Origin of the sequence: Variovorax paradoxus B4, from assembly GCF_000463015.1 — a bacterium.
Lineage (GTDB): Bacteria > Pseudomonadota > Gammaproteobacteria > Burkholderiales > Burkholderiaceae_C > Variovorax > Variovorax paradoxus_E.
Genome location: NC_022247.1, coordinates 1,466,414 through 1,481,335 on the forward strand (window position 1 = coordinate 1,466,414; position 14,922 = coordinate 1,481,335).

General features: G+C 65.1%; 13 protein-coding genes. 10 read left to right on the plus strand and 3 right to left on the minus strand.

Features of this window, described 5'->3' with window-relative positions:
- Positions 1–32: 32 nt before the first annotated feature.
- The 3 genes from VAPA_RS06640 (at position 33) to VAPA_RS06650 (ending at position 4,534) form a co-directional block, all read left to right on the plus strand.
- On the plus strand, positions 33–1,886 hold the full coding sequence (locus tag VAPA_RS06640) for a M48 family metallopeptidase (protein ID WP_021006000.1): 1,854 nt from the start codon (positions 33–35) through the stop codon (positions 1,884–1,886).
- Positions 1,887–1,914: 28 nt separating this feature from the next.
- The gene (locus VAPA_RS06645) at positions 1,915–3,186 is read left to right on the plus strand and encodes an RsmB/NOP family class I SAM-dependent RNA methyltransferase (protein ID WP_021006001.1); all 1,272 of its coding nucleotides are present in this window, start codon (positions 1,915–1,917) and stop codon (positions 3,184–3,186) included.
- Positions 3,187–3,319: 133 nt separating this feature from the next.
- Positions 3,320–4,534, plus strand: a complete 1,215-nt coding sequence (locus tag VAPA_RS06650) for a DesA family fatty acid desaturase (protein WP_021006002.1) — start codon at positions 3,320–3,322, stop codon at positions 4,532–4,534.
- 184 nt (positions 4,535–4,718) lie between these two features.
- Here VAPA_RS06650 and rpmG read toward each other — a convergent pair whose 3' ends face one another.
- The 3 genes from rpmG to trxB form a co-directional block, all read right to left on the minus strand.
- Positions 4,719–4,892: a 50S ribosomal protein L33 gene (gene rpmG, locus VAPA_RS06655; protein ID WP_007830291.1), complete on the minus strand. Its 174-nt coding sequence runs from the start codon at positions 4,890–4,892 to the stop codon at positions 4,719–4,721.
- Positions 4,893–4,903: 11 nt separating this feature from the next.
- Entirely contained in the window at positions 4,904–5,137 is a 234-nt protein-coding gene (gene rpmB / locus VAPA_RS06660) for a 50S ribosomal protein L28 (protein ID WP_007830293.1), read from the minus strand.
- 185 nt (positions 5,138–5,322) lie between these two features.
- Entirely contained in the window at positions 5,323–6,282 is a 960-nt protein-coding gene (gene trxB, locus VAPA_RS06665) for a thioredoxin-disulfide reductase (protein ID WP_021006003.1), read from the minus strand.
- 181 nt (positions 6,283–6,463) lie between these two features.
- On the opposite strand from trxB, the gene VAPA_RS06670 reads away from it, so the two are divergent.
- The 7 genes from VAPA_RS06670 to VAPA_RS06700 all read left to right on the plus strand — a co-directional run bounded on the left by VAPA_RS06670 (position 6,464) and on the right by VAPA_RS06700 (position 14,909).
- Positions 6,464–7,138 carry a Crp/Fnr family transcriptional regulator gene (locus tag VAPA_RS06670; protein WP_021006004.1) on the plus strand — a complete coding sequence of 225 codons (675 nt, stop codon included), beginning with the start codon at positions 6,464–6,466 and terminating at the stop codon, positions 7,136–7,138.
- Positions 7,139–7,232: 94 nt separating this feature from the next.
- Entirely contained in the window at positions 7,233–9,635 is a 2,403-nt protein-coding gene (locus VAPA_RS06675) for a DNA translocase FtsK (RefSeq protein ID WP_021006005.1), read from the plus strand.
- Between the two features lie 152 nt (positions 9,636–9,787).
- The gene (lolA, locus tag VAPA_RS06680; protein WP_021006006.1) at positions 9,788–10,420 is read left to right on the plus strand and encodes an outer membrane lipoprotein chaperone LolA; all 633 of its coding nucleotides are present in this window, start codon (positions 9,788–9,790) and stop codon (positions 10,418–10,420) included.
- Between the two features lie 20 nt (positions 10,421–10,440).
- The gene (locus VAPA_RS06685) at positions 10,441–11,733 is read left to right on the plus strand and encodes a replication-associated recombination protein A (protein ID WP_021006007.1); all 1,293 of its coding nucleotides are present in this window, start codon (positions 10,441–10,443) and stop codon (positions 11,731–11,733) included.
- A gap of 240 nt (positions 11,734–11,973) precedes the next feature.
- Positions 11,974–12,903: a branched-chain amino acid ABC transporter permease gene (locus VAPA_RS06690; RefSeq protein ID WP_021006008.1), complete on the plus strand. Its 930-nt coding sequence runs from the start codon at positions 11,974–11,976 to the stop codon at positions 12,901–12,903.
- Between the two features lie 13 nt (positions 12,904–12,916).
- The gene (locus VAPA_RS06695) at positions 12,917–14,116 is read left to right on the plus strand and encodes an ABC transporter permease subunit (RefSeq protein WP_021006009.1); all 1,200 of its coding nucleotides are present in this window, start codon (positions 12,917–12,919) and stop codon (positions 14,114–14,116) included.
- A 19-nt stretch (positions 14,117–14,135) separates the two neighbouring features.
- Complete coding sequence (locus VAPA_RS06700; RefSeq protein WP_021006010.1) at positions 14,136–14,909, plus strand: ABC transporter ATP-binding protein; 774 nt, start codon at positions 14,136–14,138, stop codon at positions 14,907–14,909.
- Positions 14,910–14,922 lie beyond the last annotated feature (13 nt).

Here is a 14,922-nt window from a genome sequence, read left to right on the forward strand (position 1 = left end):
TTCAAACTGTGGGGTTGGCGGAGGAAAGTCGGATGGATCGCGCTGATTTTGTTCACCTTGTCAGGCTGAGCGAGCATGCCAGCGCGGACGACAGCGCGCGCTACCGGCGCAGCGTCGCGGCCTTTGCCGCACTCGGCTATCTCTGGGTGCTGGCCTGCCTCGCGCTTTCCGTCGGCATCATCGCCTGGGTCGCTCTGGCTGCCGGACGCGGGCGTTTCAGTTTCACGCGCGGCTGGCTGCTGCTGTTCGCCCTCGGGCTGCTCTGGGCCACGCTGCGCGCGCTCTGGGTTCGGTTCGACGAACCCGCAGGGCGCGAGCTTTCGCGCGCGGATGCGCCAGCGCTGTTCGAGGCGCTCGAGCGCATCCGCAAGAAGATCAAGGGGCCGCCGGTTCATCGCGTCTATCTCGACGGCGAGTTCAACGCCAGTATCCGGCAGGTGCCGCGTTTCGGGCTGTTCGGCGGGGCAATCAATTCCCTCAGCATCGGGTTGCCGCTGCTGATGATGCTGGACCGGCGGCGGCTGCTTTCGGTGCTCGCCCACGAGTATGGGCATTTGCGCGGAAACCACGGCAAGCTCAGTGCCTGGATCTACCGCACGCGGCTCTCCTGGCTGAAGCTGGATGCCAGCCTGCAGCGCGACGAAGGCGTGATGGCGCTGGTGTCGCAGGCATTCTTCCACTGGTACTTTCCGCGTTTCGCGGCCCGGACATTCGCGCTCGCCCGCCAGGACGAATATGAAGCCGACCGCATCTCCGGCCGCCTCCTGGGCACGCCCGTTGCCGCGGCCGCATTGACGGAAATAGCCATCAAGGCCAGCTGGTATGCCGACGAGTTCTGGGCCTCGCATTGGGCGCGCGCCGAACGGGAGCCCCAGCCGCCGGGTCCCTTCACGGCGCTGAAGGAGCGCGCCGGCACACCGCCGGATGCGGAATTCGCGCGCCAGGCATTGCGCGAAGCCATGCGGCGCGTCAGCGACCTGGAAGACACCCATCCGGTGCTGCGCGACCGCCTTGAGGCGCTCGGCCAGAAGGCCGTGGTGCCGCCCTGGTCGACCGAGCCTGCGCTGGGCATGCTGGCCGACAGCGCCAAGTGGATCGAGCATTTCGACACCCAATGGCGCCGCGCCCATGCCAGCGACTGGAAGCAGCACCATGCGCATCGGTCGCGCATTCGCGAGCGCGTCGACCTGCTCGCGGCGCGCGGCGAACGCAACACGCCCGACGAACTGGTGGAGTGGGCGGATTCCGAGCGCCGGCTCGATCCGGCCGCCTCGGTGCGCGTTCGCTACGAACGCGCACTCCAGATTTCGCCAGAACATCCGGGCGCCCTGCGCGGACTGGCCCAGATGCTGCCTCTGCGCGATCGCGCGGCGCGTCTGGCCGTGCTCGAGCGCCTGTACGGATCCGGCGCGGCCAGCCGATGGTGGGCCGCGAAAAGTGCCGTGGCTGCACTTGAAGACCCCGATGCGGGAATGCACGACGAAGAAGCGCTCAAGCTGTGGCGCGGCCGCCTCAAGGAGGCCGAGGAAGCCGAGACCCGTGCCTGGGAAGAGATCACCGAAACGCCTTTCTTCAGCCAGATTGCCGGGCATGACCTGAACGACCACGAATTGGATGAACTGCGGGCCGACCTGGCGCGGTGTCTTCCCATTTCGCGGGTTTGGCTGGTGCGCAAGACCCTGCGCGAATTCCCGTGGCGCCGAGCCTACCTCGTGTTTGTCGAGCTGCCCGGACTGGACGACGGCGACCGCTGGTCGCTTTGCCGCCAGCTCGAACAGACGCTGAGCCTGCCGGGTGCGGCGCTGGTTCTCTGGGCCGGCCATTCGCCGACCTTGGCCGAAATCGAGCGGCAGGCTTTCGGGGCGATCTGGACGCGCACGGCGTAGGGAGCCGCCCGGCTGAGACAATCGGGGAATGCACCCCAAAGCCCTGTTGGAGGCCACCGCCGATCTGGTCGGCCTTGTCCTGAAATTCGATCACCCGGCCGACCAGGTCGTTTCGCGCTTTTTCCGCGATCACCGCGAGTTCGGCCCGCGCGAGCGCGCCACGCTCGCCGAGACCGTCTACACCGTGTTGCGCAAGAAGCTCCTGTTCGACCACCTCTCGCCCTCGGGCAGCGGTTCGAAGGAGCGCCGCATGGCGATCCTGGGCTTTCATGGCCCGCGCGACTTTCTGAAGAGCGCCCTCAACGACACCGAGAAGCGCTGGCTCGACAATTGCGACGCCGTCAAGCCGGAGGATCTGCTCGAACGCCATCGCCACAACCTGCCCGAATGGCTGGTGGGGCCGCTCAAGGCCCAGCTGGGCGACGGTTTCTGGCCCCTGGTCGAAAGCCTGCAGCAGCCCGCCCCGCTCGATCTTCGCGTCAATGCCCTGACCGACAAGCGCGCAGAGGTCAAGGCGGAGCTGGCGAAAGCCGCGATCAAATCGGTAGCAACCCCGTTTTCGCCCTGGGGCCTGCGCATCGACGGCAAGCCCGCACTGACCAAGCTGGACGCTTTCGCCCGCGGTGCCGTCGAGGTGCAGGACGAGGGTTCCCAGCTGCTCGCGCTGCTGCTGGACGCCAAGCGAGGCGAAATGGTGGTCGATTTTTGCGCCGGCGCCGGCGGCAAGACGCTGGCAATCGGCGCGACCATGCGCAATACGGGCCGGCTCTACGCCTTCGATACCTCGGCCCACCGGCTCGATGCGCTCAAGCCGCGGCTTGCGCGCAGCAAGCTCTCGAACGTCCATCCGGCCGCCATTGCGCACGAGAGGGACGATCGCATCAAGCGCCTGGCTGGCAAGATCGACCGGGTGCTGGTGGACGCGCCTTGCTCGGGCCTGGGCACGCTGCGCCGCAATCCGGACCTGAAATGGCGCCAGTCGCCCAAATCGGTCGAGGAATTGACGGTCAAGCAGGCCGCCATCCTGCAAAGTGCGGCACGCCTGCTGAAATCGGGCGGGCGGCTGGTTTATGCCACCTGCAGCGTGCTGCCCGAGGAAAACGAAGCCATTGCCGAGGCTTTCAGCGCCGCCAACCCCGATTTCGTGCCCCAGGACGCCGCGGAACTGCTGCAGGGCCTCAAGGTGGAGGGTTTCGAGGCGCTCTGCGCCGGCGGTGCGGACGGCCGCCGCTATTTGCGGCTGTGGCCTCATCGCCACGCGACGGACGGTTTCTTTGCGGCAGTGTGGAACCGCAACTAGGCACGGCACTCCAAATTAGGGTAAATCTGCGCCTTTAAGGAAGGGCAAAGGGCCTCATTTAGGCCCTGCCGCCTTAAAATCGCGGGTTAACTGAAAGACTGCACCTTCGTGTGGTCATGGAGCACTTAATTCAATGTTGATTCCTGACTCTGCCGTTTTGAGCGCGGCCATCGACTGGCTCGGACACGGCTTGTGGGACCTCACATGGTGGCAAGTCGTGCTGTACACGCTCGTCACCACGCACATCACGATCGCCGCGGTCACGATCTTCCTGCACCGCACGCAGACGCACCGGGCCATGGATCTGGGCCCGATCCCTTCGCATTTCTTCCGTTTCTGGCTGTGGCTCGGCACCGGCATGGTGACCAAGGAATGGGTGGCCATCCACCGCAAGCACCACGCCAAGTGCGAAACCGAAGAGGACCCGCACAGCCCGCAGGTCAAGGGCATCGATGAAGTCCTGTGGCGCGGCGCCGAGCTGTATCGCGCCGAGTCGAAGAACAAGGAAACGATGGAGCGCTACGGCCACGGCACGCCCGACGACTGGCTGGAACGCAACCTGTACACCCGCTACAGCTGGCAAGGTGTGGGCCTGATGCTGGTCATCAACCTGGCGCTGTTCGGCGCGCTCGGCCTGACGGTCTGGGCCGTGCAGATGCTGTGGATCCCGATCACCGCGGCCGGCATCATCAATGGCATCGGCCACTACTGGGGCTACCGCAACTTCGAGGCGCCGGACGCCAGCCGCAATGTCTCGCCCTGGGGCCTGATCATCGGCGGCGAAGAGCTGCACAACAACCACCACACGTACCCCACCTCGGCCAAGTTCTCGGTCAAGAAGTACGAATTCGACATCGGCTGGGTCTACATCCAGATGATGCAGAAGATCGGCTGGGCCAAGGTCAAGAAGGTGCCGCCGAAGATGCAGATGGGCGACATCCAGCCGGTGGCCAACGAGAAGACGCTCGAGGCCGTCATTGCCAACCGCTATGAAGTGATGGCCGGCTATGCCCGCGAGATGCGCCGTGTCACCAAGGCGGAACTGGCTGCACTCAAGACCAAGGGCGGCGACATCTCGGTGCTCAAGGCTGCCAAGAACTGGCTGCATCGCGACGACGACAAGGTGCCCGCATCGGCCCGCACGCACCTCGTGCAGGCGCGCGCTGCCCACCCGGTGATCGACAAGATGGTCACCATGCGCGAAGAGTTGCGCCAGCTCTGGCTCAACACCTCGCAGTCGCGCGAGCAACTGGCGGCCGATCTGGCGGCCTGGTGCCATCGTGCGGAAGCCAGCGGCATCGCCGGCTTGCGCGAGTTCTCCACCCGTCTGCGCGCCGCACGCGCCTGAGCGAGCAGCAGGCAAGGAAGTCTCTCCGCTCATCAGAAAGCCGACCTCAGGGTCGGCTTTTTTGTGCCTGTCGCTTTCGTTCTGCCTGGTCGGGCAAGGGGTTGCCCATGGATGGCTATTCGACAGGCAACAAAAAACCCGCTGGATGAGCAGCGGGTTTTTGCGGGGGGGGAACCGGGCCGAATTACTTCAGCTTGATTTCCTTGTATTCGACGTGCTTGCGTGCCTTGGGGTCGAACTTCATGATCGACATCTTTTCAGGCATCGTCTTCTTGTTCTTGCTGGTCGTGTAGAAGTGGCCGGTACCCGCGGTGGATTCCAGCTTGATCTTTTCGCGTCCGCCTTTGCTCGTTGCCATGATTCAGCTCCTTAAGCTTGGCCGCGTGCACGCAGGTCTGCGAGCACGGCGTCGATGCCGTTCTTGTCGATCAGGCGCAGTGCGGCGCTCGAAACACGCAGGCGAACCCAGCGGTTTTCAGTCTCGACCCAGAAACGGCGGTATTGCAGGTTCGGCAGGAACCGGCGCTTGGTTTTGTTGTTGGCGTGGGAAACGTTGTTTCCGACCATCGGGCCTTTGCCCGTTACGTCGCATACGCGTGCCATGAGGACACTCTTTCTTGAACAGCTGGCACCGGCGCAATCGTGGCGATTGCAGGTGTTTTGCAGCTTGACCTCGCCAGAAACGGGTGGCGGTACCCCGGCTTTGCCTGGATGCTCGGCCCCTCGTGAAAGGGGCTATTTCGGCAAAGCCTTGGATTATAGCCCTTTTGGAGGCCCGTGTGGTTCGCCTAGAGCGTGCCGTCCTGCTCGAGGAAGCGCTGGGCGTCCAGCGCGGCCATGCAGCCGGTGCCGGCGCTCGTGATGGCCTGGCGGTACACGTTGTCCTGCACGTCGCCGGCGGCAAAGACGCCCGGAATGCTGGTCATCGTGGCGAAGCCCTGCAGGCCCGAGCGGGTCAGGATGTAGTTGTCCTTCATCTCCAGCTGGCCCTGGAAGATGTCGGTGTTGGGGTGGTGCCCGATGGCGATGAAGCAGCCCTTGAGGTCGATCTGCTCGGTGGCGGCGGTCTGCGTGTTCTTGATCCGGATGCCCGTCACGCCCGTGTCGTCGCCCAGCACCTGGTCGAGTTCGTTGTGCAGCTTCAAGACGATCTTGCCTTCGGCGACCTTCTCCATGAGCTTGTCGATCAGGATGGGCTCGGCGCGGAACTTGTCCCGGCGATGGACCAGCGTGACCTTGTTCGCGATGTTGGCGAGATACAGGGCTTCCTCCACGGCGGTGTTGCCGCCGCCGATCACGCACACTTCCTGCTCGCGGTAGAAGAAGCCGTCGCAGGTTGCGCAGGCCGAGACGCCGCGGCCCATGAACTTCTGTTCCGAGTCGAGCCCCAGGTACTTGGCGGAAGCGCCCGTGGCAATGATCAGTGAATCGCAGGTGTAGGTGCCGCTGTCGCCGGTCAGCGTGAACGGGCGCTTGCCGAGGTCGACCTTGTTGATGTGATCGAAGACGATCTGCGTCTTGAAGCGCTCCGCGTGCTCGAGAAAGCGCTGCATCAGGTCGGGCCCCTGCACGCCGTGCACGTCCGCGGGCCAGTTGTCGACCTCGGTGGTCGTCATCAACTGGCCGCCCTGGGCAATGCCTGTGACGAGCAAGGGCTGGAGGTTTGCGCGTGCTGCATAAACGGCAGCGGTGTAGCCGGCGGGGCCGGAACCCAGAATCAAGACCTTGGCGTGTTGGGGAGCGGACATGAGTGGAAAACCTAGGATTTGCGCTGCTTCAGCGTGTACATTTTCAGGGTGGTAGCGATATATGTGGAGTATCACCGCTCGGTTCAACACCGGGTGCACGGTGTTTTCAATGCGCGCGATTGTAGTAATCCATCGGGCCGACGATGGACGAGCTTGCGCACGCAGTATCAGGGATTGATAAATGTCGATGCTGTCCAATCTTGAGCTGCTGCGGCGTGTTCCGCTGTTTGCCTCGCTCACGTCCTCGCAGTCTGCAAGCATTGCGGATGCGATCATCAAGAAGCGCTTCAAGCGAGCCGAGGTCATTGTCGAGCAGGGCAAGAAATCGGACGCGCTCTACATCATCCTGACCGGTCGCGCGCGCGTGACGAGCGCCGACAGCCGCGGACGCGAGGTGATCCTTGCCACGCTGCACCCCGGCGACTACATCGGCGAGATGAGCCTGATCGACGACGAGCCGCATTCGGCCACCGTGCGCACCGAGATCCAGTGCGACGTCCTGATGCTGGACCGGGACGCGTTCGCACGCTGCCTGCCCGAGAACTCCTCGATGGCCTACAACATCATGCGCGGCCTCGTGCAGCGCCTGCGCCACGCCGACCGCAAGATCGAGTCGCTGGCGCTGATGGACGTCTATGGGCGCGTGGCGCGCTCGCTGCTCGAGTTCGCCATCGACGATGGCGCAGGCAACCTCAAGGTGCGCGACAAGATCTCCCGCCAGGATCTCGCGAAAATGGTGGGTGCCTCGCGGGAAATGGTGAGCCGCGTGATGAAGGACCTCGAGGAGCGCGGATTTGTCCAGACCCAGGACGACGGCTCCATGATCGTCAAGGAGCGGCTCTTGTCCCTGACGTGAGCCGCCGGGCCCGGCGCTTCTGGCAGCCGCGCCCTTTTGTTGTAGTGTTCAGGCGCCCAGCCGCCGTTTCGAAGGATTGGGTGCCGCGTTTTTCATGACCTATTCGCTCAATACACTTCAATCTTCTTCTGCCGCCGAGGGGCAACCCGTGCGCATGCGCGCCATGCGCTTCGCCCATGAAATCACGCTGATCGCGGGCTTTGCGGGGCTCCTGTTCTGGCTGCTGGCCATGCTGAGCTTCACGCCCTCCGATGCGGCCTGGTCGACCTCCGGTACCGGGGGCGAGATCAAGAACTGGGGCGGCCGCATCGGTGCCTGGCTGGCCGACGGCAGCTATTTTCTGGCGGGTTATTCGGTGTGGTGGTGCCTCGCGGCGGGCCTGCGGGCATGGCTCTCGTCGCTCGCCAACTGGCTGCGCGGCGGCGAGGCCGCGCCGGCCGAGCAACCGGTGCGCGGCCGTTTCAACCGCAGCCGCATGGCTTTCTGGTTCGGCCTCGTGCTGCTGCTGTGCGCGAGCACCGTGCTCGAGTGGTCGCGCCTGTACCGGCTGGAATTCCACCTGCCCGGTTCGGGCGGCGGCGTGCTGGGCTATCTGGTGGGCCCCGCAAGCGTGCGCTGGATGGGCTTTACCGGGTCGGCGCTGGTGGCCATTGCCGCCGGCGTGATCGGCTCGGCGCTGGTGTTTCGTTTCTCCTGGAGCCAGATCGCCGAACGCATCGGCGCGCGGGCCTATTCGCTGTTCGAGTCGCGCCGCGAAAAGCGCGAGATGGCGGCCGACATCGCAATGGGCAAGCAGGCCGCTCGCGAGCGCGCGGAGGCCGAAGACCTGCCGTTCTCTCGTGGAACGGGCGGCGGCAGCGAGCCGGCGAGTGCCGATGGCGACGAAGAACTGCGCATCGAACCGCGCCCGAAGCGCCGCGCGGCATCGCCGCCGGTGCAGATCGAGCCCGCGATGACCGAGGTGCCCCGCAGCGACCGCGTCGTCAAGGAGCGCCAGAAGCCGCTCTTCAAGGAGCTGCCCGACAGCAAGCTGCCGCAGGTCGACCTGCTCGACGCCGCGCAGGCGCGCCAGGAAACGGTGTCGGCCGACACGCTCGAGATGACCTCGCGCATGATCGAGAAGAAGCTGAAGGATTTCGGCGTCGAGGTCCGCGTCGTGCTGGCTTCGCCGGGGCCGGTGATCACGCGCTACGAGATCGAGCCGGCCACGGGCGTCAAGGGCTCGCAGATCGTCGGCCTGGCCAAGGACCTTGCGCGCTCGCTCTCGCTGGTGTCGATCCGCGTGGTCGAAACCATCCCGGGCAAGAACTACATGGCGCTCGAGCTGCCCAACGCCAAGCGCCAGTCGATCAAGCTCAGCGAAATCCTCGGCTCGCAGGTCTACAACGAGGGCAGGTCGTTCCTGACGATGGGCCTGGGCAAGGACATCATCGGCAACCCCGTGGTGGCCGACCTCGCGAAGATGCCGCACGTGCTGGTGGCCGGTACCACCGGCTCGGGCAAGTCGGTCGGCATCAACGCGATGATTCTCTCGCTGCTCTACAAGGCCGAAGCACGCGACGTCCGCCTGCTCATGATCGACCCGAAGATGCTCGAAATGTCGGTCTACGAAGGCATTCCGCACCTGCTGGCGCCCGTGGTCACCGACATGCGGCAGGCCGCGCACGGCCTGAACTGGTGCGTGGCCGAGATGGAGCGCCGCTACAAGCTCATGAGCAAGCTGGGCGTGCGCAACCTGGCCGGCTACAACACCAAGATCGACGAAGCCAAGGCGCGCGAGGAGTTCATCTACAACCCCTTCAGCCTCACGCCCGACGATCCCGAGCCGCTCAAGCGCGAGCCGCACATCGTGGTCGTGATCGACGAGCTCGCCGACCTGATGATGGTGGTCGGCAAGAAGATCGAAGAGCTCATCGCCCGCCTCGCGCAGAAGGCGCGCGCCGCCGGCATCCACCTGATTCTTGCCACGCAGCGGCCCAGCGTCGACGTGATCACCGGCCTCATCAAGGCCAACATTCCCACGCGCATCGCGTTCCAGGTGTCGAGCAAGATCGACAGCCGCACCATCCTCGACCAGATGGGTGCCGAGGCGCTGCTCGGGATGGGCGACATGCTCTACATGCCCAGCGGCACCGGCCTGCCGATCCGCGTGCACGGCGCATTCGTGAGCGACGAGGAAGTGCACCGCGTGGTGGCCTACCTCAAGAGCCAGGGCGAGCCCGACTACATCGAAGGCGTGCTCGAAGGCGGCACGGTCGACGGCGACGGCGACATGCTGGGCGAGGGCGGCGATGCCGAGAAGGACCCGATGTACGACCAGGCGGTCGAGGTGGTGCTCAAGAACCGCAAGGCCAGCATCTCGCTGGTGCAGCGCCACCTGAAGATCGGCTACAACCGCGCGGCGCGGCTGGTGGAAGACATGGAGAAGGCCGGCCTGGTCAGCGCCATGAGCGGCAGCGGCCAGCGCGAGATCCTGGTGCCGGCGCGCGCCGAATAACCGGCAAATACCTGCGGACCCCGGCGTTACGCACTGACAGCCACTTTGCAAAAGCTGCAATAACGTTGCAAAACTTCATGAAGCCCCACGCATGGCGCAACGCGCAGCGGGGTATGGTCATGTCAACGTCATCGCTTCCCGAGGAACCCCAATTGAAAATTCGCCATTGGCTGTTGATCGGCCTCCTCTGTTCCGCCAATGCCTGGGCCGGCGGCCTTGAAAGCCTCGAGACCTTCGTGAAGACGGTCAAGTCGGGCCGTGCCGAGTTCACGCAGACCGTCACGGCGCCGCCGCGCGAAGGGCAGGCCGGCCGCACCAAGACCTCGACCGGCACCTTCGAATTCCAGCGGCCCGGCAGATTCAAGTTCGACTACCAGAAGCCCTTCGCCCAGAGCATCGTGGCCGACGGCAAGACGCTGTGGCTCTACGATGCCGACCTGAATCAGGTCACGCAGCGCGCCCAGTCGCAGGCACTGGGCTCCACGCCCGCCGCGCTGATTGCCGCGGCACCCGACCTGCGCGCGCTGCAGGCCGACTTCACGCTCGAGGCCGCGCCCGAGCGCGACGGCCTCCAGTGGGTCAAGGCCACGCCGAAGAACAAGGACGGCCAGTTGCAGAATGTGCAGGTCGGCTTCCAGGGCGACGCGCTCGCGGCGCTCGAGATCCTCGACAGCTTCGGGCAGCGCTCGGTGCTCAAGTTCAGCAAGGTCGAAGTGAATCCGGCGCTCCCTGCCAACGTGTTCGACTTCAAGGCACCCGCCGGCGCCGACGTCATCAAGCAATAGCAGCAATCAGACAAGCAGGTTTGGCCACCAGTTCGCATCAACCCCTTGCCGAGCGCCTGCGTCCGAAGACGCTCGGCGAGGTCATTGGCCAGCAGCACCTGCTGGGGCCGGGCATGCCGCTGCGCATCGCCTTCGAATCGGGACAGCCGCATTCGTGCATTCTCTGGGGGCCGCCCGGCACCGGCAAGACGACCATTGCGCGGCTGATGGCGGATGCCTTCGATGCGCAGTTCCTCAGCATCAGCGCCGTGCTCGGCGGCGTCAAGGACATCCGCGATGCGGTCGAACGCGCCACGGCCGCGCGCGACGGCCTGGAGCAGCGGCGCACGATCGTCTTCGTCGACGAGGTGCACCGGTTCAACAAGAGCCAGCAGGACGCGTTCCTGCCGCATGTGGAATCGGGGCTGTTCACCTTCATCGGCGCCACCACCGAGAACCCGTCGTTCGAGGTCAACTCGGCCCTGCTTTCGCGCGCGGCGGTGTACGTGCTGCAACCGCTCACGGAGGGCGATCTCCAGCAGATCGTCGCCAAGGCGCAAGCCATCCAGGCCGTTCCGGGCATCGAGGATGCGGCCATCGACCGGCTCGTCGCCTATGCAGACGGCGATGCGCGGCGCCTGCTCAACACGCTCGAGACGCTGGCCGTGGCGGCCCGCGCCGAGAAGCTCGGCAACATCACCGACGAATGGCTGCTGCGCGTGCTCGGGGAGCGCATGCGTCGCTACGACAAGGGCGGCGAGCAGTTCTACGACACCATCAGCGCGCTGCACAAGTCGGTGCGCGGCAGCGACCCCGACGCCTCGCTCTACTGGTTCGTGCGCATGCTCGACGGCGGCGCCGACCCGCGCTACATGGCGCGCCGGCTGGTGCGCATGGCCAGCGAGGACATCGGCTTGGCCGATCCGCGCGCGCTTCGGCTCGCGCTCGACGCTGCCGAGGTCTATGAGCGCCTCGGCACGCCCGAGGGCGAACTCGCGCTGGCCGAGTGCGTGGTCTACCTGGCGATGGCTCCCAAGTCGAACGCCGTCTACGCCGCCTACAACGCCGTGCGCGCGCTCATCAAGAAGGACAGCACGCGTCCCGTGCCGATGCATTTGCGAAACGCACCCACCAAGCTCATGAAGGACCTCGACTACGGCAAGGGGTACCGGTATGCGCACGACGAGGAGGGCGGCTTTGCCGCGGGCGAGCGCTACCTGCCCGATGGCCTCGAGGGCCAGGTTTTCTACCAGCCCGTCGAGCGCGGGCTCGAAATCCGCATCGCGGAAAAACTGCGCGAACTCCGCCGGCTCAACAGCCAGCGCGAGGAGTGAGACGCCTTTTCACCATGCGCGTACGCCATGCATGAGTTCACTCGCATACAGCATGGCGTGAGCGGGTAAACCCCGGGCAAGGCGCACCAAATCGGCGCTGGTGGGTGCTTACAATCCCGCCCACAAATCAGCCAGCGGCACATGTTGGCTGGTTTTTTTGCTTATCAAGCCAAGGCGCCAAACCGGTGCCAAGGTGGGTGAACAGCACCCCCCAACGGTGCAACAAATAGGGAACGCGTTATGGAAATATTGCTGCAGCAGATCATCAACGGTCTGGTCCTGGGCAGCATGTATGCCTTGATAGCCTTGGGCTACACCATGGTGTACGGCATCATCAATCTGATCAATTTTGCGCACGGCGAAGTGCTGATGGTGGGGGCGCTCACGAGCTGGACCATCATCGGCCTCATGAAGGAATCCATGCCCGGCACACCCGGCTGGCTGGTCCTCATCATCGCGCTGATCATCGCCTGCATCGTTGCAGCCACGCTCAACTTCGTGATCGAGAAGGTCGCCTACCGGCCGCTTCGCAACAGCCCCAAGCTCGCGCCGCTCATCACGGCCATCGGCATGTCGATCCTGCTGCAGACGCTGGCCATGATCATCTGGAAGCCCACCAACAAGGCCTATCCCAACCTGCTGTCGACCACGCCCATCGAAGTGGCCGGCGCGGTGATCTCGCCCACGCAGGTCATGATCCTGAGCGTCACGGCCTTTTCGCTCGTGGTGCTGATGTGGCTGGTCAACTACACCAAGCTCGGCCGCGCGATGCGCGCCACCGCCGAGAATCCGCGCGTCGCGGCGCTCATGGGCATCCGGCCCGACATGGTCATCTCGGCCACCTTCATCATCGGTGCCGTGCTCGCGGCCATCGCGGGCGTCATGTACGCCTCCAACTACGGCATCGCGCAGCACGCGATGGGCTTCCTGCCCGGCCTCAAGGCCTTCACCGCCGCAGTGTTCGGCGGCATCGGCAACCTGGCCGGCGCGGTGGTCGGCGGCATCCTGCTCGGGCTGATCGAGGCCATCGGCTCCGGCTACATCGGTTCGATCACGGGCGGCGTGCTCGGCAGCAACTACAGCGACATCTTCGCTTTCATCGTGTTGATCGTCATGCTCACGCTGCGGCCCTCGGGCCTGCTCGGTGAGCGCGTGGCGGATCGGGCCTGAGGAGCAGCACACCATGAAAAACAGCAAGAACCTCGCTCTCTACGTTCTCGGCGTCGTCGCCGTGCTCGCGCTGCCGATCTTCCTGCAGAGCCAGGGCAACGCCTGGGTGCGCATCGCCGACATCGCACTGCTCTACGTGATGCTCTCGCTCGGCCTGAACATCGTCGTCGGCTACGCCGGCCTGCTCGACCTGGGCTACGTCGCCTTCTTTGCCGTGGGGGCCTACCTCTTCGCGCTGATGGGCTCCTCGCACTTGTCAGACACCTTCCCGTGGTTCAAGGCCATGTTCCCGAACGGGCTGCACACCTCGCTGCTCATCGTGATACCGCTGGCGCTGGTGGTGGCCGGGGTGCTGGGCGTGATGCTCGGGGCGCCCACGCTCAAGCTGCGCGGCGACTACCTGGCCATCGTGACGCTCGGCTTCGGCGAGATCATCCGGGTGTTCCTGAACAACCTCGACCAGCCGATCAACATCACCAACGGGCCCAAGGGCATCACCGCCATCGACTCCATCAAGTTCTGGGGGCTCGACCTCGGCAAGGCATGGAAGTTCGACAGCTTCACGATCTCGTCGGTCACGCTCTACTACTACCTGTTCCTTGCGCTGGTGGTCGCCACGATCATCATCTCGCACCGCCTGCAGATTTCGCGCATCGGGCGCGCCTGGATGGCCATCCGCGAGGATGAGATCGCCGCCAAGGCCATGGGCATCAACACCCGCAACATGAAGCTCTTGGCCTTCGGCATGGGTGCCAGTTTCGGCGGCGTGTCGGGCGCCATGTTCGCGGCCTTCCAGGGCTTCGTCTCGCCCGAGTCGTTCAGCCTCATGGAGTCGGTGATGATCGTCGCCATGGTCGTGCTGGGCGGCATCGGCCACCTGCCGGGCGTGATTCTCGGCGCCGTGCTGCTGGCCGCCTTGCCCGAGGTGCTGCGCTACGTGGCCGGGCCGCTGCAGGCCATGACCGACGGGCGCCTCGACGCGTCCATCCTGCGCCAGCTCTTCATCGCGCTGGCCATGATCGTCATCATGCTGGTGCGTCCGCGCGGCCTCTGGCCTTCGCCCGAGCATGGCAAGACATTGCAGCGCAAGGGGGCCGCCGCCCCCGGCGCACCGGTGGCACCCGGGTCGCTCCAGACCCATGCGCCGGGCATCGAGACGCCCGCCGACGAACTGCCGGGTGCGGCTTCGCGCCCCATGTCGATCAATCCGTGAGCCGAAGGAAGCCATCCACATGACGACAGACACCATCCTCGACGTTCGCGGAATCTCCAAGCGCTTCGGCGGCCTGCAAGCGCTTTCCGACGTCGGCATCACCATCAAGCGCGGCCAGGTCTATGGCCTGATCGGCCCCAACGGCGCCGGCAAGACCACGTTCTTCAACGTGATCACCGGGCTCTACACGCCCGACAGCGGCAGCTTCGAGCTCGCCGGCAAGCCCTACCAGCCGACGGCCGTGCACGAAGTGGCCAAGGCCGGCATTGCGCGCACCTTCCAGAACATCCGCCTGTTCTCCGAAATGACGGCGCTCGAGAACGTCATGGTGGGGCGCCACATCCGCACCCATTCGGGCGTGTTCGGGGCCATCCTGCGCACCCCTTCATTCAAGGCCGAGGAAAGGGCCATTGCCGATCGCGCGCAGGAGCTGCTCGACTACGTGGGCATCGGCAAGTTCGCCGACTACAAGGCGCGCACGCTGTCGTACGGCGACCAGCGCCGGCTCGAAATTGCACGCGCGCTGGCCACCGACCCGCAGCTCATTGCCCTCGACGAGCCCGCTGCCGGCATGAATACGACCGAGAAGGTGCTGCTGCGCGAACTGATCGACCGCATCCGCAAGGACGACCGCACCATCCTCATCATCGAACACGACGTCAAGCTCATCATGGGCCTGTGCGACCGCGTCACCGTGCTCGACTACGGCAAGCAGATCGCCGAAGGCACGCCGTATGACGTGCAGAAGAACGAGAAGGTGATTGAGGCCTACCTCGGCACCGGAGGACACTGAAATGGCGACGACG

Excerpts from the sequence above, each read along its gene's own strand:
- trxB (WP_021006003.1), bottom strand. The coding sequence starts at position 6,282 with ATGTCCGCTCCCCAACACGCCAAGGTCTTGATTCTGGGTTCCGGCCCC.
- rpmB (WP_007830293.1), bottom strand. The coding sequence starts at position 5,137 with ATGGCACGCGTATGCGACGTAACGGGCAAAGGCCCGATGGTCGGAAAC.
- VAPA_RS06640 (WP_021006000.1), top strand. The coding sequence starts at position 33 with ATGGATCGCGCTGATTTTGTTCACCTTGTCAGGCTGAGCGAGCATGCC.
- VAPA_RS06675 (WP_021006005.1), top strand. The coding sequence starts at position 7,233 with ATGACCTATTCGCTCAATACACTTCAATCTTCTTCTGCCGCCGAGGGG.
- VAPA_RS06695 (WP_021006009.1), top strand. The coding sequence starts at position 12,917 with ATGAAAAACAGCAAGAACCTCGCTCTCTACGTTCTCGGCGTCGTCGCC.
- VAPA_RS06670 (WP_021006004.1), top strand. The coding sequence starts at position 6,464 with ATGTCGATGCTGTCCAATCTTGAGCTGCTGCGGCGTGTTCCGCTGTTT.
- VAPA_RS06645 (WP_021006001.1), top strand. The coding sequence starts at position 1,915 with ATGCACCCCAAAGCCCTGTTGGAGGCCACCGCCGATCTGGTCGGCCTT.
- VAPA_RS06650 (WP_021006002.1), top strand. The coding sequence starts at position 3,320 with ATGTTGATTCCTGACTCTGCCGTTTTGAGCGCGGCCATCGACTGGCTC.
- VAPA_RS06700 (WP_021006010.1), top strand. The coding sequence starts at position 14,136 with ATGACGACAGACACCATCCTCGACGTTCGCGGAATCTCCAAGCGCTTC.
- rpmG (WP_007830291.1), bottom strand. The coding sequence starts at position 4,892 with ATGGCAACGAGCAAAGGCGGACGCGAAAAGATCAAGCTGGAATCCACC.
- VAPA_RS06690 (WP_021006008.1), top strand. The coding sequence starts at position 11,974 with ATGGAAATATTGCTGCAGCAGATCATCAACGGTCTGGTCCTGGGCAGC.